Annotated in this window: 25 protein-coding genes; 11 read left to right on the forward strand and 14 right to left on the reverse strand. The window is 74.2% G+C overall.

Features of this window, described 5'->3' with window-relative positions:
- Window positions 1–58: 58 nt before the first annotated feature.
- Window positions 59–661 carry a dTMP kinase gene (locus ACL02O_RS19950; protein ID WP_412819618.1) on the forward strand — a complete coding sequence of 201 codons (603 nt, stop codon included), beginning with the start codon at window positions 59–61 and terminating at the stop codon, window positions 659–661.
- Between the two features lie 10 nt (window positions 662–671).
- Window positions 672–1,106, forward strand: a complete 435-nt coding sequence (locus tag ACL02O_RS19955) for a GNAT family N-acetyltransferase (protein WP_412819619.1) — start codon at window positions 672–674, stop codon at window positions 1,104–1,106.
- A 78-nt stretch (window positions 1,107–1,184) separates the two neighbouring features.
- Here the strand turns inward: ACL02O_RS19955 and ACL02O_RS19960 are convergent, their stop codons facing one another.
- Entirely contained in the window at window positions 1,185–3,389 is a 2,205-nt protein-coding gene (locus tag ACL02O_RS19960; RefSeq protein WP_412819620.1) for a transglycosylase domain-containing protein, read from the reverse strand.
- A 202-nt stretch (window positions 3,390–3,591) separates the two neighbouring features.
- On the opposite strand from ACL02O_RS19960, the gene ACL02O_RS19965 reads away from it, so the two are divergent.
- Entirely contained in the window at window positions 3,592–4,359 is a 768-nt protein-coding gene (locus ACL02O_RS19965) for a class I SAM-dependent methyltransferase (RefSeq protein WP_412819621.1), read from the forward strand.
- A 37-nt stretch (window positions 4,360–4,396) separates the two neighbouring features.
- On the opposite strand, the gene ACL02O_RS19970 is transcribed toward ACL02O_RS19965, so the two are convergent.
- The 3 genes from ACL02O_RS19970 to ACL02O_RS19980 all read right to left on the reverse strand — a co-directional run bounded on the left by ACL02O_RS19970 (window position 4,397) and on the right by ACL02O_RS19980 (window position 6,943).
- Window positions 4,397–5,206: a hypothetical protein gene (locus ACL02O_RS19970; protein ID WP_412819622.1), complete on the reverse strand. Its 810-nt coding sequence runs from the start codon at window positions 5,204–5,206 to the stop codon at window positions 4,397–4,399.
- 148 nt (window positions 5,207–5,354) lie between these two features.
- A complete protein-coding gene (locus tag ACL02O_RS19975) occupies window positions 5,355–6,464 on the reverse strand; it encodes an SPFH domain-containing protein (RefSeq protein WP_412819623.1) in 1,110 nt (369 codons plus the stop codon).
- A 5-nt stretch (window positions 6,465–6,469) separates the two neighbouring features.
- Window positions 6,470–6,943 (reverse strand): NfeD family protein, encoded by a 474-nt coding sequence (locus tag ACL02O_RS19980; RefSeq protein WP_412819624.1) that lies wholly within the window; start codon window positions 6,941–6,943, stop codon window positions 6,470–6,472.
- Between the two features lie 92 nt (window positions 6,944–7,035).
- On the opposite strand from ACL02O_RS19980, the gene ACL02O_RS19985 reads away from it, so the two are divergent.
- A complete protein-coding gene (locus ACL02O_RS19985) occupies window positions 7,036–8,349 on the forward strand; it encodes a serine hydrolase domain-containing protein (RefSeq protein WP_412819625.1) in 1,314 nt (437 codons plus the stop codon).
- A 174-nt stretch (window positions 8,350–8,523) separates the two neighbouring features.
- Here ACL02O_RS19985 and ACL02O_RS19990 read toward each other — a convergent pair whose 3' ends face one another.
- Entirely contained in the window at window positions 8,524–9,336 is an 813-nt protein-coding gene (locus ACL02O_RS19990) for a DUF3097 domain-containing protein (RefSeq protein ID WP_412819626.1), read from the reverse strand.
- 161 nt (window positions 9,337–9,497) lie between these two features.
- Between ACL02O_RS19990 and ACL02O_RS19995 the strand changes: the two genes are divergently transcribed.
- A complete protein-coding gene (locus ACL02O_RS19995; protein WP_412819627.1) occupies window positions 9,498–10,292 on the forward strand; it encodes a hypothetical protein in 795 nt (264 codons plus the stop codon).
- A 21-nt stretch (window positions 10,293–10,313) separates the two neighbouring features.
- Here ACL02O_RS19995 and ACL02O_RS20000 read toward each other — a convergent pair whose 3' ends face one another.
- The 7 genes from ACL02O_RS20000 to ACL02O_RS20030 all read right to left on the reverse strand — a co-directional run bounded on the left by ACL02O_RS20000 (window position 10,314) and on the right by ACL02O_RS20030 (window position 17,389).
- A complete protein-coding gene (locus ACL02O_RS20000) occupies window positions 10,314–11,093 on the reverse strand; it encodes an HAD-IIA family hydrolase (protein WP_412819628.1) in 780 nt (259 codons plus the stop codon).
- 34 nt (window positions 11,094–11,127) lie between these two features.
- Window positions 11,128–12,159 (reverse strand): ferrochelatase, encoded by a 1,032-nt coding sequence (locus ACL02O_RS20005; protein ID WP_412819629.1) that lies wholly within the window; start codon window positions 12,157–12,159, stop codon window positions 11,128–11,130.
- Window positions 12,160–12,229: 70 nt separating this feature from the next.
- On the reverse strand, window positions 12,230–12,997 hold the full coding sequence (gene fabI / locus ACL02O_RS20010) for an enoyl-ACP reductase FabI (protein WP_412819630.1): 768 nt from the start codon (window positions 12,995–12,997) through the stop codon (window positions 12,230–12,232).
- Window positions 12,998–13,020: 23 nt separating this feature from the next.
- Window positions 13,021–13,725, reverse strand: coding sequence for a 3-oxoacyl-ACP reductase FabG (fabG, locus tag ACL02O_RS20015; protein ID WP_412819631.1), 705 nt, complete (start codon window positions 13,723–13,725; stop codon window positions 13,021–13,023).
- 639 nt (window positions 13,726–14,364) lie between these two features.
- Entirely contained in the window at window positions 14,365–15,315 is a 951-nt protein-coding gene (locus ACL02O_RS20020; protein WP_412819632.1) for a VWA domain-containing protein, read from the reverse strand.
- Entirely contained in the window at window positions 15,312–16,310 is a 999-nt protein-coding gene (locus tag ACL02O_RS20025; protein WP_412819646.1) for a DUF58 domain-containing protein, read from the reverse strand. The genes ACL02O_RS20020 and ACL02O_RS20025 overlap by 4 nt, the downstream gene beginning before the upstream one ends.
- Window positions 16,289–17,389, reverse strand: coding sequence for an AAA family ATPase (locus tag ACL02O_RS20030; RefSeq protein ID WP_412819633.1), 1,101 nt, complete (start codon window positions 17,387–17,389; stop codon window positions 16,289–16,291). Before ACL02O_RS20030 ends, ACL02O_RS20025 begins: the two co-directional genes overlap by 22 nt.
- 241 nt (window positions 17,390–17,630) lie before the next feature.
- Between ACL02O_RS20030 and ACL02O_RS20035 the strand changes: the two genes are divergently transcribed.
- The 3 genes from ACL02O_RS20035 (at window position 17,631) to ACL02O_RS20045 (ending at window position 20,105) form a co-directional block, all read left to right on the forward strand.
- A complete protein-coding gene (locus tag ACL02O_RS20035; protein ID WP_412819634.1) occupies window positions 17,631–17,861 on the forward strand; it encodes a hypothetical protein in 231 nt (76 codons plus the stop codon).
- A gap of 67 nt (window positions 17,862–17,928) precedes the next feature.
- Window positions 17,929–18,456 (forward strand): PH domain-containing protein, encoded by a 528-nt coding sequence (locus ACL02O_RS20040; protein WP_412819635.1) that lies wholly within the window; start codon window positions 17,929–17,931, stop codon window positions 18,454–18,456.
- Between the two features lie 167 nt (window positions 18,457–18,623).
- Window positions 18,624–20,105: a PH domain-containing protein gene (locus ACL02O_RS20045; protein WP_412819647.1), complete on the forward strand. Its 1,482-nt coding sequence runs from the start codon at window positions 18,624–18,626 to the stop codon at window positions 20,103–20,105.
- Window positions 20,106–20,257: 152 nt separating this feature from the next.
- Here ACL02O_RS20045 and ACL02O_RS20050 read toward each other — a convergent pair whose 3' ends face one another.
- Window positions 20,258–21,349, reverse strand: coding sequence for a phosphatase PAP2 family protein (locus ACL02O_RS20050; RefSeq protein WP_412819636.1), 1,092 nt, complete (start codon window positions 21,347–21,349; stop codon window positions 20,258–20,260).
- 91 nt (window positions 21,350–21,440) lie between these two features.
- On the opposite strand from ACL02O_RS20050, the gene ACL02O_RS20055 reads away from it, so the two are divergent.
- Together ACL02O_RS20055 and ACL02O_RS20060 are read left to right on the forward strand one after the other, a co-directional pair.
- Entirely contained in the window at window positions 21,441–21,845 is a 405-nt protein-coding gene (locus ACL02O_RS20055; RefSeq protein WP_412819637.1) for a thioesterase family protein, read from the forward strand.
- Window positions 21,842–22,672, forward strand: a complete 831-nt coding sequence (locus tag ACL02O_RS20060; protein WP_412819638.1) for an MBL fold metallo-hydrolase — start codon at window positions 21,842–21,844, stop codon at window positions 22,670–22,672. The genes ACL02O_RS20055 and ACL02O_RS20060 overlap by 4 nt, the downstream gene beginning before the upstream one ends.
- A 77-nt stretch (window positions 22,673–22,749) precedes the next feature.
- Here ACL02O_RS20060 and ACL02O_RS20065 read toward each other — a convergent pair whose 3' ends face one another.
- On the reverse strand, window positions 22,750–23,247 hold the full coding sequence (locus tag ACL02O_RS20065) for a MarR family winged helix-turn-helix transcriptional regulator (RefSeq protein WP_412819648.1): 498 nt from the start codon (window positions 23,245–23,247) through the stop codon (window positions 22,750–22,752).
- 44 nt (window positions 23,248–23,291) lie between these two features.
- On the opposite strand from ACL02O_RS20065, the gene ACL02O_RS20070 reads away from it, so the two are divergent.
- The gene (locus tag ACL02O_RS20070) at window positions 23,292–24,518 is read left to right on the forward strand and encodes a multidrug effflux MFS transporter (RefSeq protein ID WP_412819639.1); all 1,227 of its coding nucleotides are present in this window, start codon (window positions 23,292–23,294) and stop codon (window positions 24,516–24,518) included.
- Window positions 24,519–24,527: the final 9 nt, after the last annotated feature.

The raw sequence follows: 24,527 nt of genomic DNA on the forward strand, positions 1-24,527 counted from the left end.
ACAGTCGCGCGGGATTCTTCGCCGGCGGATTTGCCCGGGCCGGTTAGCGTCCGGGGTCGTGGCAGGCCCCGTGATGATCGCCCTGATCGGTGTCGACGGCTCCGGCAAGAGCACCCAGGCCCGGGCTCTGGCCCGGCGGCTGTGCGCCGCCGGCGTGCCGGCGCGGTACTTCGAGAACGCCGGCGGCCGGCCGCTGTGGAACCGGCTCGCCCGGGCGCTCGGCCGGCCGGACGGGGTGGCGCTGTTCGGCCGTACCCTCTATCCGGTCCTGGAGGCGACGGTGCGCGCGGTGGCGATGGCGCGCACGGTGCTGGTGGCCCGGCTGACCGGGCGGGCTGCGGTGCTGGACCGGTGGACCTGGTGCCAAGACGTGATCATGGCGGCCCGCGGCGACCGGGGGCGGCGGGCGGTCCGGGCGGTGTACGCGGTCTTCCCGCGCCCGACGGTGGTCTGCTTCCTGGCGACCTCACCAACCGTGGCGCAGCGGCGGGTGGCGGCACGCGGCATCGACACCGAGGAGCTGGCGCACCTGCGGGCGCTGGACGCCGCCTACCGGGCACTGCCGGAGTTCGGCTCCTTCGCGACGCTGGACGGGGACGGCGACGTGGACGAGGTGGCCGGCGCGCTGGACCGCATCGTGTCGCCGCTGCTCAGACGCTAGATTGTCGATCATGGAGTACCGCCTGGAGGACCGGCTGCCCACGGTCGAGGAGTTCGTCGCCGTCACCACCGCCGTCGGCTGGACCGACGCGTACGACCCGGCGGCGATCCCGGCCTCGCTGGCCGCCTCGCTGCACGCGGTGGTGGCGGTCGAGGGCGACCGCGTGATCGGGTTGGGCCGGCTGATCGGCGACGGCGCGATCTACTACTACCTGCAGGACCTGGCGGTGCTGCCGGAGCGGCAGCGGCGCGGGGTCGGCGCGGCGATCCTCGCCCGGCTGGAGGAGTGGATCGCCGGCCGGGCCTCGTCGCGCACCTTCGTCGGGCTCTTCGCGGCCGGCGCGTCGGTCAGCCTCTACCGCCGCTTCGGCTACGCGGTGCACGACGACATGACCGGCATGTTCCGCGTCGGCCCCCGCCGAGCGCCAGCCGGCCGGGAGTCCTGATCCGGCTTCGCCCGAGCTGAGGGCCCCCGCCGCCACGAGGGGACGACGGCGGGGGCCGGTCCGTGCGGCCGCGCCGGCTCAGCCCCGGCCGCGGCCCTGGAGCCAGCGCAGGATGTCGCCGGGGAGGTTCTGGTCCTGCTGCTGGCGGCGCTGCGGCTGCGGCGACGGCCGCGGCTGCGGGCGCTGCGGGTCGCCGGCCAGCTCCTTGCTGGGTGCGGTGAAGTCCTTCACCGGCTTGCCGCCGACGGCGGTCCGGATGGTCCGGGCGACCGCGTCGATCACCTTGGCCTGCACGGCCGAGCCGACCAGGTCGGTCGAGTCGTCCGGGTTGGCCGCGATGCCGGCGACCGCCACCTGCGGGGTGAACCCGACGAAGGTCTCGGTGGCGTTCTGCTCCGAGCTACCGGTCTTGCCGGCGACCGGCCGGTCGACGATCCGGTCCACCGAGGTGGCGGTGCCGCCGTTGCACTGCCCGTACGCCGACTGCTGACCGACCGGGCAGCGGGCCGCGTCGGTGGCGGCCCGGGCCACGTCGGTGTCCAGCACCTTCTTGCAGGAGGGCTGGCCGACGTCGACCTTCTGGCCGTTGCCGGCGGTCACCGACACCACCGGCACCGGGGAGCAGTACGTCCCCTCGGCGGCCACGGTGGCGTACGCGTTGGCCAGGTCGAGCGGGGTGGTGGCGGCCACGCCGAGGGTGAACGCGCCCCAGTTCTCGGGGTTGTTCTTGGCGAAGTCGGCGTCGGAGCCGGCCCGGAAGGTGATGCCGAGCCGCTGCGCCATCTCCACCACCTTGGCCTCGCCGACCTGCTCGGCCAGCCAGACGAAGTAGGTGTTCACGGAGCGGCCGAAGCCGTCCCACATCATCCGGTAGCCGTCCATCCACTCCGGGTTGGCGTTGGCCGGGCACCACTTGCCGTCGCAGTTGCCGTCGGCGTCGGAGGCGTAGCGGGTGGGCAGCTTGGCCGGGGCGTCGAAGCCGGTGGAGAGCGGCTTCCCGGCCTCCAGCGCGGCGAGCATGGTGAACAGCTTGAAGGTCGAGCCGGCCTGGTAGCCGGCGACGCTGGCGCCGCCGGAGATCAGCGGGTTGACGGTGTTCGGATGGTTGGTCTGGCCCTTCGGGTTGGCGGCCAGGCTGTAGTGGCGGTTGACCGCCATGGCGAGCACCCGGCCGGTGCCCGGTTCGACCGCGGCGATCGGCAGGGCGCGCTTGTTGTCGTAGCCGTAGACCTTGGTGGCCTGTTCCTGCGCGGTCTGCTGCACCTGCGGGTCCAGGGTGGTGATCACCTTGTAGCCGCCCCGGCGCAGCGCCTGCTCGCGCTCCTTGACCGTGTTGCCGAAGGCCGGCTGGGCGAGCCACCACTGCCGCAGGTAGTCGCAGAAGAAGCCCCAGTCGTCGTGCCCCTGCGCGGTCGCGGTGCAGCCGTTGGGCTGGGCGGTCGGGTGCAGGCTCAGCTTCGCCGCCTTGGCGTCCGCGGCCTGCTGCGCGGTGACCGCGCCGGTGGCGGCCATCGAGTCGAGCACGTACGCCCGGCGGGCGAGGGCCTTGTCCTTGTCCCCGTCGATGGGGCTGTACTCGTCGGGCGACTGGACCAGGCCGGCGAGCAGGGCAGCCTCGCCCAGGCTCAGGTCGGCGGGCGTCTTGCCGAAGTAGCGCTGGCTGGCCGCGGCGACGCCGTACGCCCCGGAGCCGAAGTAGGCGATGTTGAGGTAGCGGTTGAGGATCTCGCCCTTGCTGAGCGTCTTCTCCAGGGCGGTCGCGTACCGGATCTCCTGGAGCTTGCGCCCGATGGTCTGCTCGGTGGCGGCCTGCCGCTCCTCGGCGGACCGGGTGGGGTCGGTCTTGAGCACGTTGCGGACGTACTGCATGGTCAGCGTGGAGCCGCCCTGCTCGGTGCCGCCCCCCTTGACGTTGGCGACCAGCGCGCGGGCGATGCCGCGCAGGTCGGCGCCGCCGTGGGAGTAGAAGCGGCGGTCCTCGGCCGCGACGATCGCCTGCCGCATCACCGGCGCGATCTCGGCGAGCGGCACGTCGGTGCGGTTGACGTCGTAGAACGTGGTGAGCAGGGTCTTGCCGTCGTTGGCGTAGAGGTAGGAGCGCTGCGGTTGCGCGGGGGTGCGCAGCGCGTCGGGCAGCTCCGCGTAGGCGCCGAGGGCGGCCTTGGCGGCGAACCCGCCGAGCAGGTTGCCGGGAAGCGCGGCGACCGCGAGGACGAGCCCGGCGAGGACGCCGGCGAGCAGCACGGTGAAGAGCCGCGACAGGGGCGACCGGGTAGACGGCATGCACCCCAGGATTACCGCGAATGCCGCCAATCGGCCACTCCGCCAGGCAACTGTCAGTCACCTCACCGCGACTTCTCAGCCACGGCTCCCCGGCTGCCGGTGGGCGCCCGCCCGGTCCCGCCCCGGGTGTCCGGTCCGGCCCGGCATCCGGCCGCCGGAAACACCGCGCGCCGACGGCGTGTTTCGTGTCAGGATGCTCCGCATGTCCGGTCGCGCGCTCAGCTTCGGGGCTGTGGCGCAGGCGTACGAACGGTTCCGGCCCGGGTATCCCGGGGAGCTTGCCGACCTGGTGACGGCGTACGCGGGCCGGCCGATCCGCACCGCCCTCGAAATCGGCGCGGGGACCGGCAAGGCGACCCGGCTGTTCGCTGGACGCGGGATCACGGTCACCGCGACCGAACCGGACGGGGCCATGCTCGCCGAACTGCGCCGGCACGTCCCGGCGGACGTCAGGACCCGCCGGGCCGCGTTCGAGGACCTGCGACCCGGCGAGCGTAACGACCTGGTCTACGCGGCGGCGGCGCTGCACTGGACGAAGCCGGAGGGGCGCTGGTCCCGCGTGGCCGCCCTCCTGGAGCCGGACGGCGTGTTCGCCTCGTTCGGCGGGCCGATCCGGCTGGCCGACCCGGCCGTGGCGGAAGCGGTGCGCGCCGCCCGGGCGCCGTTCCTGGCGAGCGACGAGGTTCCCTCCCCCGACGGGACGCCACCGGGACATGACATGCAGTGGCCGGGCACGGAGCTCCAACGGTCCGAGTGGTTCGCCGATGTTCAGCAGTCCGTGCTCGGGCGGCGCCTGACGATGAGTGCTCGGGACTACGTCGGTCATCTCTCGACCGTCTCGGCCTATCTCGAACTGCCGCCCCCCGTGCGGGAGCAGGTGTACCGCCTGATCGAGCAGGTCCTGCCCGAAACGGTCGAGATCGATGCCGACATCACCGTTCATCTCGCGCGTCGGCGCCACGAGCGGTAGCGCCCCGACACCACCGGCCCGCTGGGCAGGTGGCGGGTCAGCTCGGGAGGGGTCCGTCGGGCGGCGGGGCGGGAGCGGCGGCCACACTGGCGGCGACCGCGTCGCGGGCGATGACGGCCGGCACCAGCCGTCCGGACCGATAGCCGATGCCGATACCGGCGATCAGCACGAAGATCGCCCCGAAGGTCTGTAGCGAGCCGATCAGCGCGCCGCCCAGGCCGAGCAGCGGCGCCGCGATCATCAGCATGATCCCGTCCCCGTAGGCGAACAGCCCGGACCGGGCCACCGACCAACCGGTGAGGAACCACCCCACGCTGTAGCAGGTGGCACCGAACAGCACGATGGTCCGCGCGGTGAGGCCGAACACCGGCGTCTGCTCGGCCAGCCCGGCGAAGGGCAGCATGAGCACCATCCCGCCGATGCTGGACAGCAGCCCGGCGAGGGCGACCCGGCGGCACCGGGTGGCGGCCAGCAGGCCGGTGAGCGCCAGCAACGCGAGCAGCCCCAGCCAGACCGCGGCCACCCAGCCCACCAGGTAGAGCGGCTGGCCGTCGGCCGGGTACGGGTCGTTGCCCACCCCGCCGTCGCTGGCCATCGCCACCACGCCGTAAAGGACCGCGTACGCGGGCAGCAGCCAGACCGCCGCGCGGGCGAACCGGCGTACCGACCAGGCCCAGCTCGCGTCGGTGGCCGGGGCGGCCGGCCCCGGCTCGGAGACGAACGGCAGCACCCCGAACCCGCCCCCGGTCTGACGGGTGCCGAGCGGCCCGGCGGGGTCGTGCACGCCCGGAACCGGTTCCCTGGAGAAGAGTTCCTTGGAGAACAGCCCCTTCGCCGGATCCTTCATGCGTCACCTCGCTCCGCCCACGGGCGCGAAACGCGCGCGGCGCCCCGGTCCCTGCTCACCACCCGTCCTCAGACCGATCGTGGCAGGCACCGGGGCGCCGCATGAGGCTTTCTCGCATTTGCCGCCCGGGGTCGGACGGCGTCCGGGCTCAGCCCCGTTCGCGGTGGTCCGCGGGGTCGTTGAGCAGGCTCTCCGGGGCGACCGGCTCGGGGGCCGGCAGCCCCTGCGGGGCGTTGCCGCCGCCGGTGGCCTGCGCCTCGGCGACGCGTACCTCGTCGTGGATCTCCTGGGCGGCGCTGGCGGCGGCCTTGGCGGCCTCGGCGGCCTCCCGCTCCACCTCGCCGGCGCCCCGGCTGGCCTCCGGCGACGGCACGTCGCCGACCATGCCGGCCAGGCCACCCAGCGCGCCGCCCATCCCCTCCAGGGCCTTGGTCAGCTCGGCCGGGACGATCCAGACCTTGTTGGCGGAGCCGTTGGCGATCTGCGGCAGCGCCTGGAGGTACTGGTAGGCCAGCACCTTCTGGCTCGGGTTGGCCTGGTGGATCGCGTCGAAGACGGTACGGATCGCCTTGGCCTGGCCCTCCGCCTGGAGGATCCGGGCCTGCCGGTCACCGTCGGCGCGCAGCACGGCGGCCTGCTTCTCACCCTCGGCGGTGAGGATCTGCGACTGCTTGAGACCCTCGGCGTTCAGGATCGCGGCGCGGCGGTCCCGCTCGGCGCGCATCTGCTTCTCCATCGAGTCGCGGATGCTCGGCGGCGGCTCGATCGCCTTGATCTCGACCCGGGTGACCTTGATGCCCCACCGGCCGGTGGTCTCGTCCAGCACCCCGGAGAGGTGCCGGTTGATCTCCTCACGGCTGGTCAGCGCCCGCTCCAGGTCCAGCGAGCCGATCACGTTACGCAGCGTGGTGACGGTCAGCTGCTCGATGGCCTGGAGGAAGTTGGAGATCTCGTAGGTGGCGCGGACCGAGTCGACCACCTTGAAGTAGAGCACCGTGTCGATCGAGACGACCAGGTTGTCCGAGGTGATCACCGGCTGCGGCGGGAAGCTGACCACCTGCTCCCGCATGTCGACCTTGGTGCGTACCGCGTCGATGTAGGGCACCAGCAGGTTGAGCCCCGGGTTCAGGGTCCGCTTGTACCTGCCCAGCCGTTCCACCACGTCCTGCCGCTGCTGCGGGACGATCCGCACCGCCTTGACCAGCGTCACCACGACGATCACCGCGACGGCGATCAACAGGATCGCTGCAAACTCCATACCGCTCACCTTTTCGCTTCGGGCAGTCCGCCCGGGCCGGAAATCTCGTCCTGCCAGACCAGGGCGGTGGCGCCCCGGACCTTTATCACCTGCACCCGCTCACCGGCGGCGTAACTCTGCGTCGCGTCGTACGACCGCGCGCTCCACAACTCACCGTCGATCTTGACCAGTCCCCGCTCGGCGTCCACCGGCTCGAGCACCAGGGCGGTGGCCCCCTCGATCGCCTCGACTCCGAACGGCTGCTCGCCGCTCTCCAGCGCCGGGAGGGCGTGTCGCCGGATGACCGGCCGGACCACCGCCACGGTGAGCGCGGAGACCACCGCGAAGATCACCGCCTGGAGGGCGACCGGAGCGCCCAGCGCGGCCGCCCCGGCGGCGGCGAACGCTCCGGCTGCGAACATGATCAGGAAAAGCGTCGTCGTGAAGATCTCGGCGACCGCCAGCACCACACCCAAAACAATCCACAGCACGGCGTCCACCCCACGATCGTGACACGCCGACGCACGCGGCAGCGACCCCTGATGATCACCTAGGCTCGACCCGAGGCGCCGACGCGACGAGGAGGACGACGATGGCCCTGCTGCCCGAGACCGCCCGACGGGTGGATTTGCTGGTCGCGCGGGCCCAGGCCGAGGGACGCGGGCCCTCGCTCGCCCTCGGCGTGGTGCGCGACGGCGGCCTCGCCCACCTCGCCGTCGCCGGGGAGCAGCCCCGCCCCGACGCCGACCTGCAGTACCGGATCGGCTCGATCAGCAAGACCATGACCGCCGTGCTCGTGATGCAGCAGCGCGACGCCGGCCGGCTGGCCCTCGACGACCCGCTGGACAAGCACCTGCCCGGCACTCCGGTCGGCGCGCTCACCGTGCGGCAGCTGCTCGGGCACGCCAGCGGCCTGCAACGCGAGCCGGACGGGGACTGGTGGGAGCGGACCGAGGGCGTCGACCTGGCCACCCTGCTGGCCGGGCTGACGCCCGAGAAGATCGCCCACCCGCCGCACCGCGTCTACCACTACTCCAACCTGGCCTACGGCCTGCTCGGCGGGGCGCTGGAGCGGATCACCGGCACGCCCTGGGCCGAGCTGCTGCGGGAGCGGCTCCTCGAACCGCTGGACATGCGCCGCACCACGTACCACCCGACGGAACCGTACGCCCGCGGCTACGTGGTGCACCCCTGGCACGAGACGCTGCGCGAGGAGCCGCGCACCGACACCGCCGCGATGGCGCCGGCCGGCCAGCTCTGGTCGACCGTGGCCGACCTCAGCCGCTGGGCGGCCTTCCTGGCCGACCCGGACCCGCAGCTGCTCGCCCCGGACACCCTCACCGAGATGTGCGCGCCGGTGGTGATCAGCGACCTGGACTCCTGGACCGGCGGGCACGGCCTGGGCGTGGAGCTCTACCGGGTGGGCGAGCGGGTGTACCTGGGCCACGGCGGCTCGATGCCCGGCTACGTCGCCGGACTCGCGGTGCACCGGCCCAGCCGCACCGCCGTGGTCGACTTCGCCAACTCATACGGCCTCAGGGGCGGCCACCACATCGTCGGCCTGGCCCGCGAGGTGCTCACCCTGGTGCTCGACGCCGAGCCCGCCCCGCCCGCCCCGTGGCGGCCGGCCGCGGTGCCGGCCGCGGAGCTGGCGGAGCTGACCGGCCGCTGGTGGTGGATGGGCGGCGAGTACGAGTTCCGCGGGGATCCCGCCGGCGACCTGGTGGGCGGCCCGGTCGGCAAGCCGCTGCTCCGGTTCACCCCGGAAGGCCCGGACCGCTGGCGGGGCCGCTCGGGTTCGCAGGACGGCGAGATCCTCACCGTCATCCGCGACGGGTCCGGCCGCCCGGTCGCCCTGGACATCGCCACGTTCGTCTTCACCCGCACCCCCGAGCAGGAGCCCTGACCCCGTTCGCCCCGCCAGGGCCCGGCGGCCGCGGTGCTGGATTGAGTCACTACGAACTTGATGACGTGGACGACTCACCCGTCGATCCGTTCACCGCATCAAGTTCGTAGCACCACCGAGGTCACCCGGACCGTGGAACCGAGCCGCGAAGGCCGGCCCTGGCGCACGCAACCACTACGCCGGCTCGGTGACGAAGTCGATCAACCGCTCCATCGCATTGATCAGCGGCGTCTCCACGTCCGCGAAACTGTCCACCCTGGACAGGATGTGCCGCCACATGTCCGCCGGGTCGGCCACCCCGAGGGCCGCGCAGACCCCCTCCTTCCAGGGCCGCCCCGGCGGCACCACCGGCCAGGCCCGGATGCCCAACGCCGCCGGTTTCACCGCCTGCCACACGTCCACGTACGGGTGCCCGGTGACCAGCACGTGCGGCGAGGTCACCGCCGCCACGATCCGGCTCTCCTTGGAACCCGGCACCAGGTGGTCGACGAGCACGCCGAGCCGGCAGCCCGGGCCGGGCGCGAAGGCGCGCACCTCGGCGGCGAGGTCGTCGATCCCGTCCAGGGGTTCCACCACCACGCCCTCGATCCGCAGGTCGTCGCCCCAGATCCGCTCGACCAGCGCGGCGTCGTGCACACCCTCCACCCAGATCCGGCTGGCCCTGGCCACCTGGGCCCGGACGTTGTCCACCGCGATCGAGCCGGACGCGGTCCGGCGACGCGCGGCGGGCACCGGGGCGCGCGCCGGGCGGCGCAGGGTGACCGGCTGGCCGTCGAGCAGGAACGCGGCCGGCAGCAGCGGGAAGTTGCGCCGCCGGCCGTGCCGGTCCTCCAGCACCACCGCGCCGGCCTCGAAGCCGACCACCGCGCCGCAGAACCCGGAGTCGGCGTCCTCGACCACGAGATCGGGTTCGGCGTCCACCTCCGGGGTGACCTTCCGTCGCCGCCAGTCGCCCGCCAGCACGTCCCCGTCGTATCGCCCCGCCATGGCGATCACGCTAGCCAGCGGCCCGGCGCGTCGCCGGGCGACGCGCCGATCAGCGGCCCCACCGGCGGCGCAGAACGGGGCGAAGGGGGTAGTCAGGGGCAGGTCGCACCGCCGGAGCGGCAGTCGAGACAGGGGCGGCGGCGAGCACGTACCCTTTCGGCATGTCCTCCCCCGCAGCGGGCGCGGCCACACTGGCGCCGCGCCGGTCGAGCCGCTTCGTCGCCTGGGTACGCGCCTGGCGCGCCGGCCTGGTGCCATTCGACGAGGTCGCCGACTCCGTCGCCGGCGACGAGGAGCACCTGGTCGCGGACGCCCCCGGCACCTGGACCGACGTCTCCCTGCGGGACGCGCTGCCCAGCCTGGCCAAGCTCTCCCCGGACGAGATCCGCCTGGTGCTGCCCGCGCCCGGCGACCCGCGCGGCCTGCCCGGCCCGGGCGAGTTCGCCGGTGCGGCGCTGCTCGCCGGCGAGGCGGTGGTGGCCAGCGGGCTCGGGCTGGTCCCGGAGGTACGCACCCACACCTCGGGCTCGGGGATGACCTGGGAGACCGTCCTCTGGCGGGTCTACCCGCTGCCGGCCGACGCGCCAAAGGCGTCCCTCGCCGTGCCCGGCGCGGCCGAGGCGGAGGCCGAGCTGGCCGCCGCGCTCGCCGAGACGACCGCCGCGCTCACCCGACTCGACGTGGCCCAGTGGCGCCCCGAGCTGGCCGGAGCCCTCGCCGCGTTGCGCCGCCCGGACGGCGGCACCGACCTGCCGCCCGGCTTCGACCCGCGGGCCCGCCGGCTGTTCGCCCGCGCGGCGGTGCTGGACCGGGTGCTCGCCCTGGCCGGCGAGAGCGCCCCGGGTGGCGCGGTGAACACCTACGAGGCGCAGCAGCGGGACGCGGCGTTGCGCCCGCTGACCACCGCCTGCCGGCAGGCGCTGGTGGCCGCCTGCAACGCCCCGCTGCGGCCCTGAGCGGAGCCCCGTCGCCGGGACTCAGATCTCGTCGATCAGGTCGGCCACCGAGTTGACGATCCGCGACGGCCGGTACGGGTACCGCTCCGCCTCGGCCCGGCTGCTGATCCCGGTGAGCACCAGGATCGTCTCCAGCCCGGCCTCCAGGCCGCAGAGGATGTCGGTGTCCATCCGGTCACCGATCATCGCGGTGGACTCCGAGTGCGCCTCGATGGTGTTCAGGGCCGAGCGCATCATCATCGGGTTCGGCTTGCCGACGAAGTAGGGCTCCACCCCGGTCGCCTTGGAGATCATGGCGGCGACCGAACCGGCCGCCGGCAGCGCGCCCTCGACCGACGGGCCGGTCGCGTCCGGGTTGGTGCAGATGAACCGCGCGCCGTCGTTGATCAGCCGGATCGCCTTGGTGATCGCCTCGAAGCTGTAGGTGCGGGTCTCGCCCAGCACCACGTAGTCCGGCGCGAAGTCGCTGAGCACGTACCCCACCGCGTGCAGCGCCGTGGTGAGGCCGGCCTCGCCGATCACGTACGCGGTGCCGCCCGGCCGCTGGTCGGCCAGGAACTGGGCGGTGGCCAGGGCCGACGACCAGATCGCCTCCTCCGGCACGTCCAGCCCCATCCGGGCCAGCCGCGCCTGCAGGTCGCGCGGGGTGTAGATGGAGTTGTTGGTCAACACCAGGAAGGGCTTGCCGGAGGCGCGCAGCTTCTTGACGAACTCGGGCGCGCCGGGCACCGGCTGTCCCTCGTGCACCAGCACGCCGTCCATGTCGGTGAGCCAGCTCTGCACCGGCTTGCGGTCATGCATGTGTCGTCCCCAGGGGTGTCGGAGTTCGGTCGGCTCAAGGGCGGCGGGCCGGGGGCACGCAGCACGGCGTCGGGCAGGTGTCCCACATCGGCAGCTCGCCGAGGCGGCGCCGCAGCCGCTCGCCGTCCGGGGTGGTGCGCTCCAGGACCAGTTCCCGGACCATCGCCACGAAACGCGGGTCGGTGCCCGGGGTGCCGGCCCGGACGAAGTCCAGGCCGAGCTGCTTGGCCGTGTCGAGCGCCTCGGTGTCCAGGTCCCAGACCACCTCCAGGTGGTCCGAGACGAACCCGATCGGGCTGACCACCACGCCGGTCACGCCCTGCTCGGCGAGGGCGGCCAGGTGGTCGTTGACGTCCGGCTCCAGCCACGGTACCTGCGGCGGGCCGGAGCGGCTCTGCCAGACCAGGTCGTACGGCAGGTCCGGCGCGGCGGCGGCGTGCACCAGGCGGGCGGTCTCCGCGAGCTGCGCGGTGTACCGGCCGCCGTGCGGGCCGGCGGTGGCGGCCATCGAGGTGGGGACGGAGTGGGCGGTGAAGACCAGCCGGGTGCTGTCCCGCTTCGCCGGGTCGAGCTGGGCGAGGGCGGCCCGGACGGCGTCGGCGTGCGGCTCGACGAAGCCGGGGTGGTCCCAGAACTGGCGCAGTTTCTCGATCACCGGGGCGTCCGGGCCGACCGCGGCCCGGGCCGCGGCGATGTCCTCCTGGTACTGCCGGCAGGAGGAGTAGCCGCCGTACGCGCTGGTGACGAAGGCGAGCGCCCGCTTGATCCCGTCGTCGCGCATCCGCGTGACGGTGTCGGCGAGCATCGGGTGCCAGTTCCGGTTGCCCCAGTAGACCGGCAGGTCGACGCCGTGGGCGGCGAAGTCCGCGCGGATCGCGGCGAGTAGCTCCCGGCACTGCTGGTTGATCGGGGACACCCCGCCGAAGTGCTGGTAGTGCTCGACGACCTCGGCGAGCCGCTCCGGCGGCACGCCCCGCCCCCGGGTGACGTTCTGCAGGAAGGGCAGCACGTCCTCGGGCCGCTCCGGGCCGCCGAAGGAGACCAGCACCAACGCGTCGTACGCCATGGTGCCATTCTCCCCCGACGGCCGTGACGGCCCGGCGACCACCCCGGGACGGCCCGGTTTCGGGTCCGTCTCAGGCGCCGATCGCGTGGTAGCCGCCGTCGACGTGGACGATCTCGCCGGTGGTGGCCGGGAACCAGTCGGAGAGCAGCGCCAGGCAGGCCCGGGCGGCCGGCTCCTGGTCGGTGAGGTTCCAGCCGAGCGGGGCCCGCTCGGCCCAGGCGTCCTCGAACTGCTCGAAGCCGGGAATCGACTTGGCGGCGATGGTGCGCAGCGGCCCGGCGGCGACCAGGTTGCTGCGGATGCCCCGCTTGCCCAGGTGCAGCGCCAGGTAGCGGGAGGCGGACTCCAGGCCGGCCTTGGCCACGCCCATCCAGTCGTACACCGGCCAGGCCTTGGTGGCGTCGAAGGTGAGGCCGACCACCGCGCCGCCTTCGGACATCAGCGGGAGCGCCGCCATGGCCAGCGACTTGTACGAGTAGGTGGACACCTGCAGCGCGGTCGCCACGTCCTCCCACGGAGCGTCGAGGAAGCCGCCGCCGAGGCAGCTCTGCGGGGCGAAGCCGATCGAGTGCACCACCCCGTCCAGCCCGTCGACGTGCTCGCGCACCTTGTCGGCGAGGCCGGCCAGGTGCTCGGCGTTGGTCACGTCCAGCTCGATCACCGGGGCCGGCTCGGGCAGCCGCTTGGCGATCCGTTCGACCAGGGAGAGCCGACCGAAACCGGTGAGCACCACCTGGGCGCCGTTCTCCTGGGCGAGCTTCGCCACCGAGAAGGCGATCGAGGCGTCGGTGATGACGCCGGTGACCAGCAGCCGCTTACCGGCCAGGAGTCCGGACATTGCGTTGTTTCCTCCGTACGTTCTCAGTGGCCCATGCCGAGGCCGCCGTCGACCGGGATGACGGCGCCCGAGATGTACCCGGCCGCATCCGAGGCCAGCCAGGTGACCACGCCGGCGACCTCCTCCGGCTGGGCGAAGCGACCGGCCGGGACGGCCTTGCGGTACTCGGCGCGTCGCTCCTCGGGCAGCGCCGCGGTCATGTCGGTCTCGATGAATCCGGGTGCCACCACGTTCGCGGTGATGTTGCGGCTGCCGAGCTCGCGGGTGATCGAGCGGGCCACCCCGACCAGGCCGGCCTTGCTGGCCGCGTAGTTGACCTGGCCGACGCCGCCATAGAGGCCGACCACCGAGGAGATGAAGATCATCCGGCCCCACTTGCCCCGGAGCATTTTGGTGGAGGCCCGCTTGGCGCAGCGGAAGGCGCCGGTCAGGTTGGTGTCGAGCACCCGGGTGAACTGCTCCTCCGACATCCGCATGAGCAGCGTGTCGTCGGTGATGCCGGCGTTGGCGACCAGCACCTCGACCGGGCCGAACTCCGCCTCGACCGCGGCGAACGCGGCGTCCACCGACTCGGCGTCGGTCACGTCGCACTTCACGCCGAACAGTCCCTCGGGAACGTCGCCGCTGCGGTGGGTCACCGCCACCCGGTCGCCCTGCTTGGCGAAGGCCTGCGCGATGGCCAGGCCGATCCCCCGGTTTCCGCCGGTCACCAGCACGGTACGGGCCACGCTTCCCCCTCTGCTCAGCTGATCTCTCGGTCGCTGGCGAGCCTAGGGGTTACCGGGGGGTAAGCGCTAACCCGCGCCCCGGCCCGGGCCGGCCCGGCAAGCCTGACGGACGCCCCTGGTGGGCCGGTCGGCCGAGTGCGTGCCGCGGGCCCCGCGGGTGTACGATGATCCGCGTTTGCGGGCTGGAAACCGCCCGCCGTCCGGACCCCGCCGACCGCAGGAGGTGATCGCTGTGCGAGATAGCGATCCTCCCAGTCGTGGCCGGGCCGACCGTCAGCCCCGCTGAGCCGCGACTCAGTCGGCAGCGCTGACCCAGCTTCCCGCCCCTGAAGCACCGCCCGTCTCCTCGGCCGTCGGCCGGGGCGACCGTGCTGCGCGGCCCGATCGGGCCGCCCGCGGCGGAGCATCCCGGTCACGACTTCGTGTGCGTACGTCCTGATCCACCCCTGCGGTCCGGCCCCGCACGGCCCGGACCGTCCGTCGCCACGGAGCAGTCCCATGAGCCGTTACGTCGCCCCGCTGGGCTTTACCCTCGCCGCCGTCTGGGTGGCCGTCCTCTTCGTCCTGGCCGGCGGTCACTGACCGCGCCGGCCGGACCCGGCCGGCCCCCGCGCGGCACCCGGCCCCGGCCGCCCCGCCTCAGATCAGGCGGGACGACCAGACCAGGCTCAGCGCACCGGCGCAGAGGGCGAACAGCAACGCGATCCCCGCGTACCACTGGGTGATCTCCCGCGGCTCCGTCCGGAACCCGATCGAGCTGCCCATGTCCTGGTAGACCCGCTTCAGCTCGCTCACCGAGGCCGCCTCGTAGAAGTAGCCCTGAGTGGTCTCCGCCAGCTGCGACAGCGCCATCCGGTCCACCGGCACCCGCTGGAGCTGACCGCCGATGTCGACCTGCCCCGAGTCGGTGCCGAACGCGATGGTGGAGACCGGCACGTTCGCCGCCTGCGCCGCCGCGGCCGCCTCCTCCACCGAACGCCCGGCGGTCCGGTAGCCGTCGGAGAGCAGCACGATCCGGGCCGGCGGGATCCCGGCCGCGCCGTCGGCGGGCACCGAGCGGATCGCCTCCAGGCAGGTGAAGACCGCCTCCCCGGTGGCCGTCGCCTCAGCCAGGACGAGGCCGTCGATGGCGGAGGTCACCGCGCCCCGGTCCTTGGTCGGCGGCACCAGCACGTTCGCCGACTTGGCGAACGAGACCAGCCCCAGGTTGTAGCTCGCTGGCAGCTCCCCGACGAACTGCTTGGCCGCCTCCTGGGCGGCTTCGAGGCGGTTCGGCGCGACGTCGTCGGCCTGCATGGACAGCGACACGTCGATGGCGAGCATCACCGTGGCCCGCTCTAGCGGCTCCTTGGTGTCCACCGCCGGGCGGGCCAGCGCGGTGGCCAGCACCAGCAGGCAGAGCAGGAACGCGGTGGCCGCCGCGTGCCGCCGCCAGCCCAGCCCCTTCGGGGCGAGGGTACGCAGCAGGTCCACGTTGGTGAACCGCATCGCGTACGTGCGGCGGTGCAGCTGCCGCCAGACGTACGCGGCGGCCAGGGCGAGCACCGGCAGGACGGCCAGCAGCCACCACGGTTGCAGAAAACGGATCATCGGGTCGTCCCTCGGGTACGGGCGTGCCGCTGCGCGGCCACGAAACGCACCATGTCCAGCAGCCAGTCTCGGTCGGTACGCAGCCGCAGGTGGGCCGCGCCGGCGGCGCGCAGCTCGGCGGCGACCGCCGCCCGCTGGGCGGACGCCGCGTCGGCGTACCGGTGGCGCAGGCCCGGGTCGGCGGTCTGCACCTCGTGCAGCTCCCCCGTCTCCGGGTCGACCACCGGCAGCACCCCCACGTCGGGCAGCTCCAGCTCCCGCGGGTCCACCACCTCGATCGCCAGCACGTCGTGCCGGACCCGCAGCTTACGGAGCGGCCGGCCCCACTGCTGCGGCGGTGCGAGGAAATCGGAGATCACCACGGCCACGCCGCGCCGGCGCGGCGGCCGGTTCAGCATGTCGACCAGCGCGCCGAGGTCGCTGCGGCCGGGCCGGATCTCGGTGCCGGCGATGGCCCGCAGCAGGCCCTGCGCCTCCTTGCGCCCGGCCCGGGCGGGCAGCCGGACCAGGGTGCCGGGCCCGGCGGCCGGCGGTGCGCCCCGCCACCGGCCGGTGCGCGCCGGCGGCGGCGCCCCGGTGCCCACCACCGCGCCGATCCGGTTGCCGCCCCGCACGGTCAGGTGGACCAGGGCCGCGGCGGCGGCCACCACCACGTCCCGCTTGAGCCACCGCCCGGTGCCGAAGTCCAGGCTCGCCGACAGGTCGACCGCCAGCCAGGTCTCCAGCTCGCGGTCGGCGACGGTACGCCGCACGTGCGCCATCGTGGTGCGCGCGGTGACCGGCCAGTCCATTCGGCGTACGTCGTCGCCGGGGCGGTACTCGCGGGACTCCCCCGCCTCACTGCCCGGCCCGGGCAGCAGCCCGGCGTAGTCGCCCTGGAGCAGCCCGTCGAGCTTGCGGCTGACCAGCAACTGCAGCCGGGCCAGCACGGCGCCGGAGCGGTCCTCGCCGGCCGGCAGTCGGGTGGGTGGGGTCACGGCCGCTGCCCGGGCCAGCCGGCGCCGTTCGGCACGGCCGGTGGCGGCGGTGTGGCCTGCTGCCGGGGAGCCACCGCCGGTAGCGGGATGGTGGACATCACCCGGTGCACGATGTGGTCGGCCGGCACGTCGTCGGCGAGCGCGTCGTAGCTGAGCACCAGCCGGTGTCGGAGGATGTCCGGGGCGATGTCCTGCACGTCCTGCGGCAGCGCGTAGTCCCGCCCGCGCAGCAGCGCCAGCGCCCGGGTGGCGCGGACCAGGCCGAGCGACGCGCGTGGGCTGGCCCCGTACTGGATGAGCTGCGCGACGTCGGGCATGCCGTGCTCGGCGGGGGCCCGGGTGGCGAGCACCAGCCGGACCGCGTAGTCGACCAGCGCGTTGTGCACGAAGACCTGGTCGGCCTTGTGCTGCAGGGCGATCAGGTCGGCGGTGTCGAAGACCCGGGCCGGCTCGGGCGGCGCGACGCCCATCCGGTAGACGATCTCCCGCTCCTCCGCGTCGGTCGGATAGCCCACCAGGATCTTCATCAGGAAGCGGTCCCGCTGCGCCTCCGGCAGCGGGTAGACGCCCTCCTGCTCGATCGGGTTCTGGGTGGCCATCACCAGGAACGGGTCCGGCACCCGGTGGGACTCCCCACCGATGGAGACCTGACGCTCGCTCATCACCTCCAGCAGCGCCGACTGCACCTTCGCCGGGGCCCGGTTGATCTCGTCGGCGAGCAGGAAGTTCACGAAAACCGGCCCCAGCTCGACGTCGAACTTCTCGCTGGACTGCCGGTAGATCCGGGTGCCCATGATGTCGGCGGGGACCAGGTCCGGGGTGAACTGCACCCGCGCGAACGACCCGCCCACCACCCTGGCCAGGGTCTCCACGGCGAGGGTCTTGGCGACGCCGGGAACCCCCTCCAGCAGGCAGTGACCCCGGGCGAGCAGCGCGACGAACATCCGCTCGACCATCCGGTCCTGGCCGACGATCACCCGCTTGATCTCGAACAGCGCCCGCTCCAGCAGCCCGGCGTCCTGCGCCGGGGTGGTGGCGGCCGGGGCCGGCGCGGCCTCGGTCGGGGTCGGGGCGTCGGGCGTGGTCGGCTGGGCCACCGGTCCTCCACAGCTTGGTCGTCGTCGCGGTGTGGTGCGTACCAAGACTGTCATGCCTTCCTGGGAGCCGAGGCCGGGAGAAGGACGATTTTTACCGCGCCGTCCCTCCGCACGGAAAACCCTGAACACGGGTGGACAACAAGGGGCCCGGCGTGTGTACGATTCACCCCGTCGCCGGGCGGCTCCCCCCGTGGCCGCCCGGCGCTATACCTCTCGTCGCGCGGCCTCTAGACTCGCCCCGATGACCATTCCCTCTCCCGCCGACGAGGCGCCGATCTGCTCGGCGCGCGGGTGCCGCGCCCCCGCCGTCTGGGAGCTGCGCTGGAACAATCCCCGCCTGCACACCCCCGAGCGGCGCAAGACCTGGCTGGCCTGCGTCGAGCACCGCGGCTCCCTTGGCGATTTCCTCGACGCACGCGGCTTCCTGCGCGAGGTGGTCGCGATGCCCGGATCGCCTACGCTCGAAGCGTGAGCGAGCGAACCAGTCGGCTCAGCAGCGTGGCGCATCGCGCCGCCGTCGAGCGCAGCGGATCATCCCGGTGAACGGTGACGACCTCGCCGGCCGGGCGCCGGCCCGGCCCGGCCCCCTGGAGCCCTGGCCGGACACGGTCCGGTGGCAGACCATCTCCCGCGACCTGATCTGGGTGGAGCTGATCCGGCTGGGTGTGCTGTTCGCCATCGGGCTGGTGGTGCTGAGCATCGGCTGGGCGGTCAGCGGGCACTGGCTCTTCGGCGCCGCGCTCGGCGCGGCCGTGCTGCTGGCCGGCTGGCGGGCGGTCACCATCGTCCGGGCGGTGCACGCCTGGGGGTACGCGGAGCGCGAGAACGACCTGCTGGTCCGGCACGGGTTGCTGGTCCGGCGGCTGTCCATCGTCCCGTACTCCCGGATGCAGTTCGTGGACGTCACCGCGGGTCCGCTGGAACGCGCCTTCGACCTGGCGACCGTGCAGCTGCACACCGCCGCCGCGGCGAGCGACGCCCGGGTGCCGGGCCTGCGACCGGCGGAGGCGTCCCGGCTGCGGGACCGGCTCACCGCCCTGGGCGAGGATCGGGCGGAGGGGCTGTGAGCCACGGCCCGGCCGACGCCGAGCCCGGCGCTCCGCCGCCGCACCCGCCCGGCGGCGACGGACGCCCCGCCGTCCCGCCACCACCGGGCGAGGCCGCGCCGGTCGCGAACGGCTCGCCCTGGGCACCGCCGCCCGGGTACGACCACCCGGTCCCGCGCCCGCCCGGGGTGCCCGCCCCGTCGCCGGCCGGCCACCCGCAGCCCGGGCCGGCGCAGCCACCCGGGCACGGCGCCGGACCGTACCCGGCCGGCCACCCCGGGTTCCCGGCGTACGGCGGGCCGGGACCGGCCGGGCCCGCCGGCTGGCCGGCGCCGCCCGGCCCCGGCTGGTACCCGGTCCCGCCCCAGCCGGGCGGCGCGGAGCCGCGGCAACGGCTGCACCCGCTCAGCCCGGCGCTGCACGGCGCCAAGTCGCTGGTGGTGGTGATCGCCGGGCTGTCCTGGTCGACGCTGTCCCGGGTCGGCTTCGGCTGGTTCGCCGTGCTGGTCGCGATCTTCGCCCTCGGGGCCACCGTCCTGTCCGTGATCAGCTGGTGGAACACCGGCTACCACGTGGTGGGGCGGGAGTTGCGGGTACACGAGGGTCTGCTCTGGCGGCGCACCCGGGCGATCCCGCTGGAACGGTTGCAGGCCGTGGAGGTGGTGCGGCCGCTGCTGGCGCAGCTCACCGGGCTGGCTGAGCTACGGCTGGAGGTGGTCGGCGGGGGCAAGACGGAGGCGCCGCTGGCCTACCTCGGGGTCGCCGAGGCCACCGCGCTGCGGCAGCGGCTGCTCGCCGTCGCCGGTCACCCGGCGCAGGCCGCCCCACCGGACGCCGTCACATCCCCCGCGCCGGCCCCGCAGGGGCGCCGGCTGCACGCCGTACGCAACCAGGACCTGCTGGTCAGCCAGCTGCTCACGCCGCAGGCGTTCCTGCTCCCGTTCGGCGTGGCCTTCGTGGTCGCGCAGTTCCTCTCCGAGGGTTCCTGGTCGTTCATCGCGGTGGCCAGCACACTGACCGCGATGGCCGGTGTGCTGCTGCAACCGGTCCGCCGGGTGCTCGACGACTGGGGTTTCCGGCTCGACCGGGACGCCGAGCGGCTGCGGGTCCGCAACGGGTTGCTGGAGACCCGGGTACAGACCGTGCCGCTGCACCGGGTGCAGACCGTCGGGGTGACCTGGCCGCTGCTCTGGCGGATGAAGGGCTGGCTGCGGCTGCGGCTGGAGGTGGCCGGCTACTCGGGCGCCGAGCCGGACGACCGCAACCGGCCGGACCGGTTGCTGCCGGTCGGTGACGCGGACACCGGCGCGTTGGTCGTCGCGGAGGTGCTGCCCGGGGTGCGGCTGTCGGCGCTGCCGTCCACCCCGCCGCCGCGGCGGGCCCGCTGGCTGCGTCCGCTGACCCGGGCGGCGGTCGGCGCCGGCCTCGACGCGGAGGTTTTCGTCGCCCGTTCCGGGCTGCTGACCCGGCAGGCGACCCTGGTGCCGTACGCCCGGATCCAGAGCGTGCGGGTGACTCAGGGCCCGGCGCAGCGGTGGCTGCGGCTGGCCACCGTGCACGCGGACACGGCCGGCGGGTCGGGCGCGGCCGCGCCGGACCGGGACCTGGCCGAGGCGTGGGAGCTGGCCGCCGAGCTGACCGCCCGCGCGGAGGCGGCCCGCCGCTCCTGACCCCACCCACTCCCCCGCGTCGCTAGCACGCTTCCGAGGCGCGGGTCGCAGCGCGCGCCGGAAGCGCGCTGATTCACGGAAAGCGTGGTCGTCCCGCGTGGGATGACCACGCTTACCGTGAACGAGGGCGCAACCTGGGTGCGACGCGGGGGTCAGCGGTCGGCGTGGACCGTCGCCGGGTCGGTGCCGGGCGCGGCGGCGTCGGCGGCGGCCGGGGCGGCCGGGGCCGGCGGCGGGGTGTCGGCGGCGGGCTCGGCGCGCGGCGCGTCCCCGGTCGGCGGGCTGGCGGGCCGCGCCCGGTAGGCCGCCCACCAGCGCTCGGCCAGCCCGACGACCAGGAAGGTCACCCCGACGTACGCCCAGCCGACCAGCACGTCGATCAGGTAGTGCTCGCCGCTGTAGATCAGCGTGAAGGTCATCGCCAGCGGGTACACGAGCAGCAGCGGCCACCACCGCCGGCGGGTCGAGCGCAGGAAGAAGAGCACCACGAAGAGGGCGAACGCGGTGTGCAGGGAGGGCATCGCGGCGACCGGGTTGGAGGCGATCTGCCCGGCGTTGAGCAGGTTGCCCGCGCCGTGCATGCCGACCTCCTTCCAGCCGCGGGTGGAGATCCGGGCGACGTCGGTGAGCAGCCCGTTCTGGCCGGACCACCACGGCGGCGCGGCCGGGTAGAGGAAGTAGGTGGCCAGTCCGGCGGCGCAGAGAAAACCCCAGCGGCGCATGTACGCGCCCCAGCGCGCGCGGTCCCGCAGCCAGAGCACCGCGGCGGCGGCCAGCGTCGCCACGAAGTGCGAGAAGTAGACCCAGCTGACCACGACATCCCACCAGTGCACCCGGTCGGGCCGGTAGAGGTGGTGCTGCAGCCAGATCGTCGGCACCTCGCCGCCGGTGGCCCAGCCCGCCAGGAACCGGTCGGCGACGATCAACTCCATGGCGTGCGGCGTCGCGCCGTTGTCCGCGAACCCCCGGGAGAGGTTGTACGCGGCGAGCAGCAGCACCACCGGGACCCAGTCCCGGGCGAAGCGCAGATGGCTGCGCCACGGGCGGGCGGAGTTCCAGGCGATGGTGCCCGCCCAGATCCAGAAGAAGGCGTACGCCGGGTCGGTCGGCAGGCCGATGGCGAGCCAGGCGGCCACGAAGGCGGCGCCCCAGATCGCCATCGCCAGCACGCGACGGCGTCCGCCGTCGGGCGAGGGTGTGGCACCGGTCCGGGCGGGGGGCTGGGGGTCTGTCACGACGGCCATCGCGGTCAAGGTTAACGGCGGGCAACGGATCGACGGATGGCGACCACCCGCAGGCCGGACGCCCGGGCCCCGGCTCGTCTAGGCTCGGGGCATGCAGGAACAGCCGGAGACGCCCTTCGCGCCGGGTTTGTCCGCCCGGGTCGAGCTGACCGTCACCGACGCCGACACCGCACAGGCCATGGGCTCCGGCGACGTGCCGGTGCTCGGCACACCCCGGGTGCTCGCCCTCGCCGAGGCGGCGACCGTGGCGGCCACCGCCACCCGGATGCCCGCCGGGTCGACGACCGTCGGGGTCCGGGTCGAGCTGGACCACCGGGCGGCCACCCCGGTCGGGCGTACGGTGATCGCCCAGGCCCGGCTGGCCAAGATCGACGGGCGGCGGCTGCTGTTCGAGGTGACCGTCGCCGACGGCGACGAGACGGTGGCCGAGGGGCGGGTGGAGCGGCTGCTGGTCGACCGCCAGCGTTTCGTCGAGCGCGCGTCGCGGGCCTCATGACCGCCGGGTTCGTCGAGGTCGCCGACCGTGTGCACGTGCTGCGCGACCCGCTGCTGCACGTCAACGTGACCCTGGTGGTCGGGGACGGCGCGGCGCTGCTGGTGGACACCCTCTCCACCGCCGGGCAGGCCCGGGAGCTGGGCGAGGCCGCCCGCGCGGTCACCCCGCACCCGTGGACCGTCGTCAACACCCATCACCACTTCGACCACTGCTTCGGCAACGCCACCCTGGCCGCCGACCCGCCCCGCCCGGTGTACGCGCACGAACTGGCCGTCGCCGCGCTGCGCGACCGTCCCGACGAGCTGCGCCGGGCGGCGTACGAGGAGATGCGCGGCGAGCAGCCGGCGCTCGCCGCGGAGCTGGCCCGTACCGAACTGCTCGCGCCGACCCACGCCGTGGTCACCGAGACCGCGCTGGACATCGGCGGCCGGCGGGTGGTGCTGCGCCACCCCGGACACGGGCACACCGAGGCCGACCTGGTGGTGCACGTGCCGGACGCGGACGTGCTGGTCGCCGGGGACCTGGTGGAGCAGAGCGGGCCGCCGGCGTTCGAGGAGTCGTACCCGTTGCAGTGGCCGGACGCGGTGGCGGACCTGCTCCGGCTCACCAACCCCGCCACCCTGGTCGTGCCGGGGCACGGCGCGCCGGTCGACGTGGAGTTCGTCCGGGCCCAGCACGCCCAACTGGTCGAGCAGTCCTGGCTGATCCGGGCTGGGCACACCGGCAACGCCCCGCCCGAGCGGGTGGCCGCCGAGTCCCCGTTCGGCGCCCGCCCGGGCCTGATCGCCGCCCGTCGCGGCTACGCCGAACTCGACGGCAGCGCCTGACCTCTTCGCCCGTTCCCGATGACGCTCCGCCCGGGGTGGCGGCGCCCCGCGACGGGACAGCACACCTAGGGCCTGGGCTACCGGGACGGGTCGGGCACGCCGCGCAGCTGGGCGAGCAGGGCGTCGAGTTGGGGAACCGCGGCGAGGACGACGTCGCGGGAGGCGGGGTCGAGGGCGGCCAGGGCCTCGGTGAGCAGGGCGGCGCGATGCCTCTCGTGCTCGGCCATCCGGTTGCCGGCGGCGTCGGTGAGGCGCAACCGGACCACCCGGCGGTCGGCCGGGTCGCGCTCCCGGGCCAGCAGTCCCGCATCGGCGAGGTCCCGGACCAGGGTGCTGACCGTGTTCGGCGCGGTGCCGAGCCGGCGGGCCGCCTCCTTGCCGCTGATCCCGGGCTCGGCCCGGACCAGCAGCATCAGCTCCACCTGGGCCTCGGGCAGCGCGTCCCGGTTGGCTCGGCCGGCGGCGCTGCGCCGCAGCAGCCGGTGCAGATCGCCCACCACGGCGCCGAGCCGGGCGGCGGCCTCCTCGCTCGGCACCGGGTCACCTACTTCACAGCGCAACAATTCTGGGTACAGAGCTAAGGTTAGCGGGAGATCATCACCTCTTGGGGGACCCTGCCGTGAGCCGTACCGCGCCGACGACCGTGCGCCCGCCCGTCGGCGCGCCGGCCCCGCACGGCGGCGGCGCCACCCTGCTCGTGCTGCTCGGCACGCTCACCGCCATCGGCCCGCTGTCGCTGGACATGTACCTGCCGGCGTTCCCCGCGATGACCCGCGACCTCAACGCCGACCAGGCCCACATTCAGCTCTCGCTGACCACCTGCCTGATCGGCCTCGCCCTCGGCCAACTGCTCACCGGCCCGCTCAGCGACCGCTGGGGACGACGCCGCCCGGTGCTGGTCGGGGTCACCGCGTACGCCCTGTTGGCGCTGGTCTGCGCGGCGGCGCCGAGCGCCCCGGCGCTGGCCGCGTCCCGCTTCGTCCAGGGCCTGGCCGGCGGCATGGGGGTGGTGGTCGCCCGGGCGGTGGTCCGCGACCTCTACTCGGGCCGGGCCGCCGCGAAGTACTTCTCCCGGCTGACCCTGGTCTTCGGGGTGGCGCCGGTGGCCGCGCCGAGCGTGGGCAGCCTGGTGCTCCGGTTCGGCTCCTGGCGGGCGGTCTTCCTCGCCCTGGCCGTGATCGGGCTGCTGCTCGCGGTCGCGGTCGCCCGACACCTGCCGGAGACGCTGCCCGCCGAGCGGCGCAGCACCGGCGGCCTGACCGTCACCGCGCGGACCATGCGGTCGCTGGCCGCCGACCGGGTCTACCTCGGGTACGCGCTGACCCAGGGCTTCGCGTTCGCGGGGCTCTTCGCGTACATCTCCGGGTCGTCGTTCGTGTTCCAGGACGTCTTCGGGGTGTCCGGGACGACGTTCAGCCTGATCTTCGGGCTCAACGCGCTCGCCCTGGTGGCGATGGGCCAGGCCAACGCCCGGCTGCTGGACCGGTCCGGCCCGCGCCGGCTGCTGGTCGCCACCCTGCTGGTCAACGCCGTCGCCGCGGCCGGGGTGCTGACCGGGGCGCTCGCCGGCAGCCTCACCCTGGTGGCGGTGACGCTCTTCGTCTTCGTCGGCTCGCTGGGCATGGTGATGCCGAACAGCACCGCCCTGGCGCTGGACCGGCACGCCCGGCACGCCGGTACCGCCGCCGCGCTGATGGGCGGTGTCCAGTCGGTCGTCGGCGCGCTCGCCGCACCCCTGGTCGGCCTCGGCGGCGAGGGCAGCGCCGCGCCCATGGCCGCAGTCCTCACCGGGGCCGCCGCCCTCTCCCTCACCGCCGTCCTGACCCTCGCCCGCCCCCGCCGCTGATCCGAGGAT

Origin of the sequence: Micromonospora mangrovicola, assembly GCF_047200535.1 — a bacterium.
Classification (GTDB): domain Bacteria; phylum Actinomycetota; class Actinomycetes; order Mycobacteriales; family Micromonosporaceae; genus Micromonospora.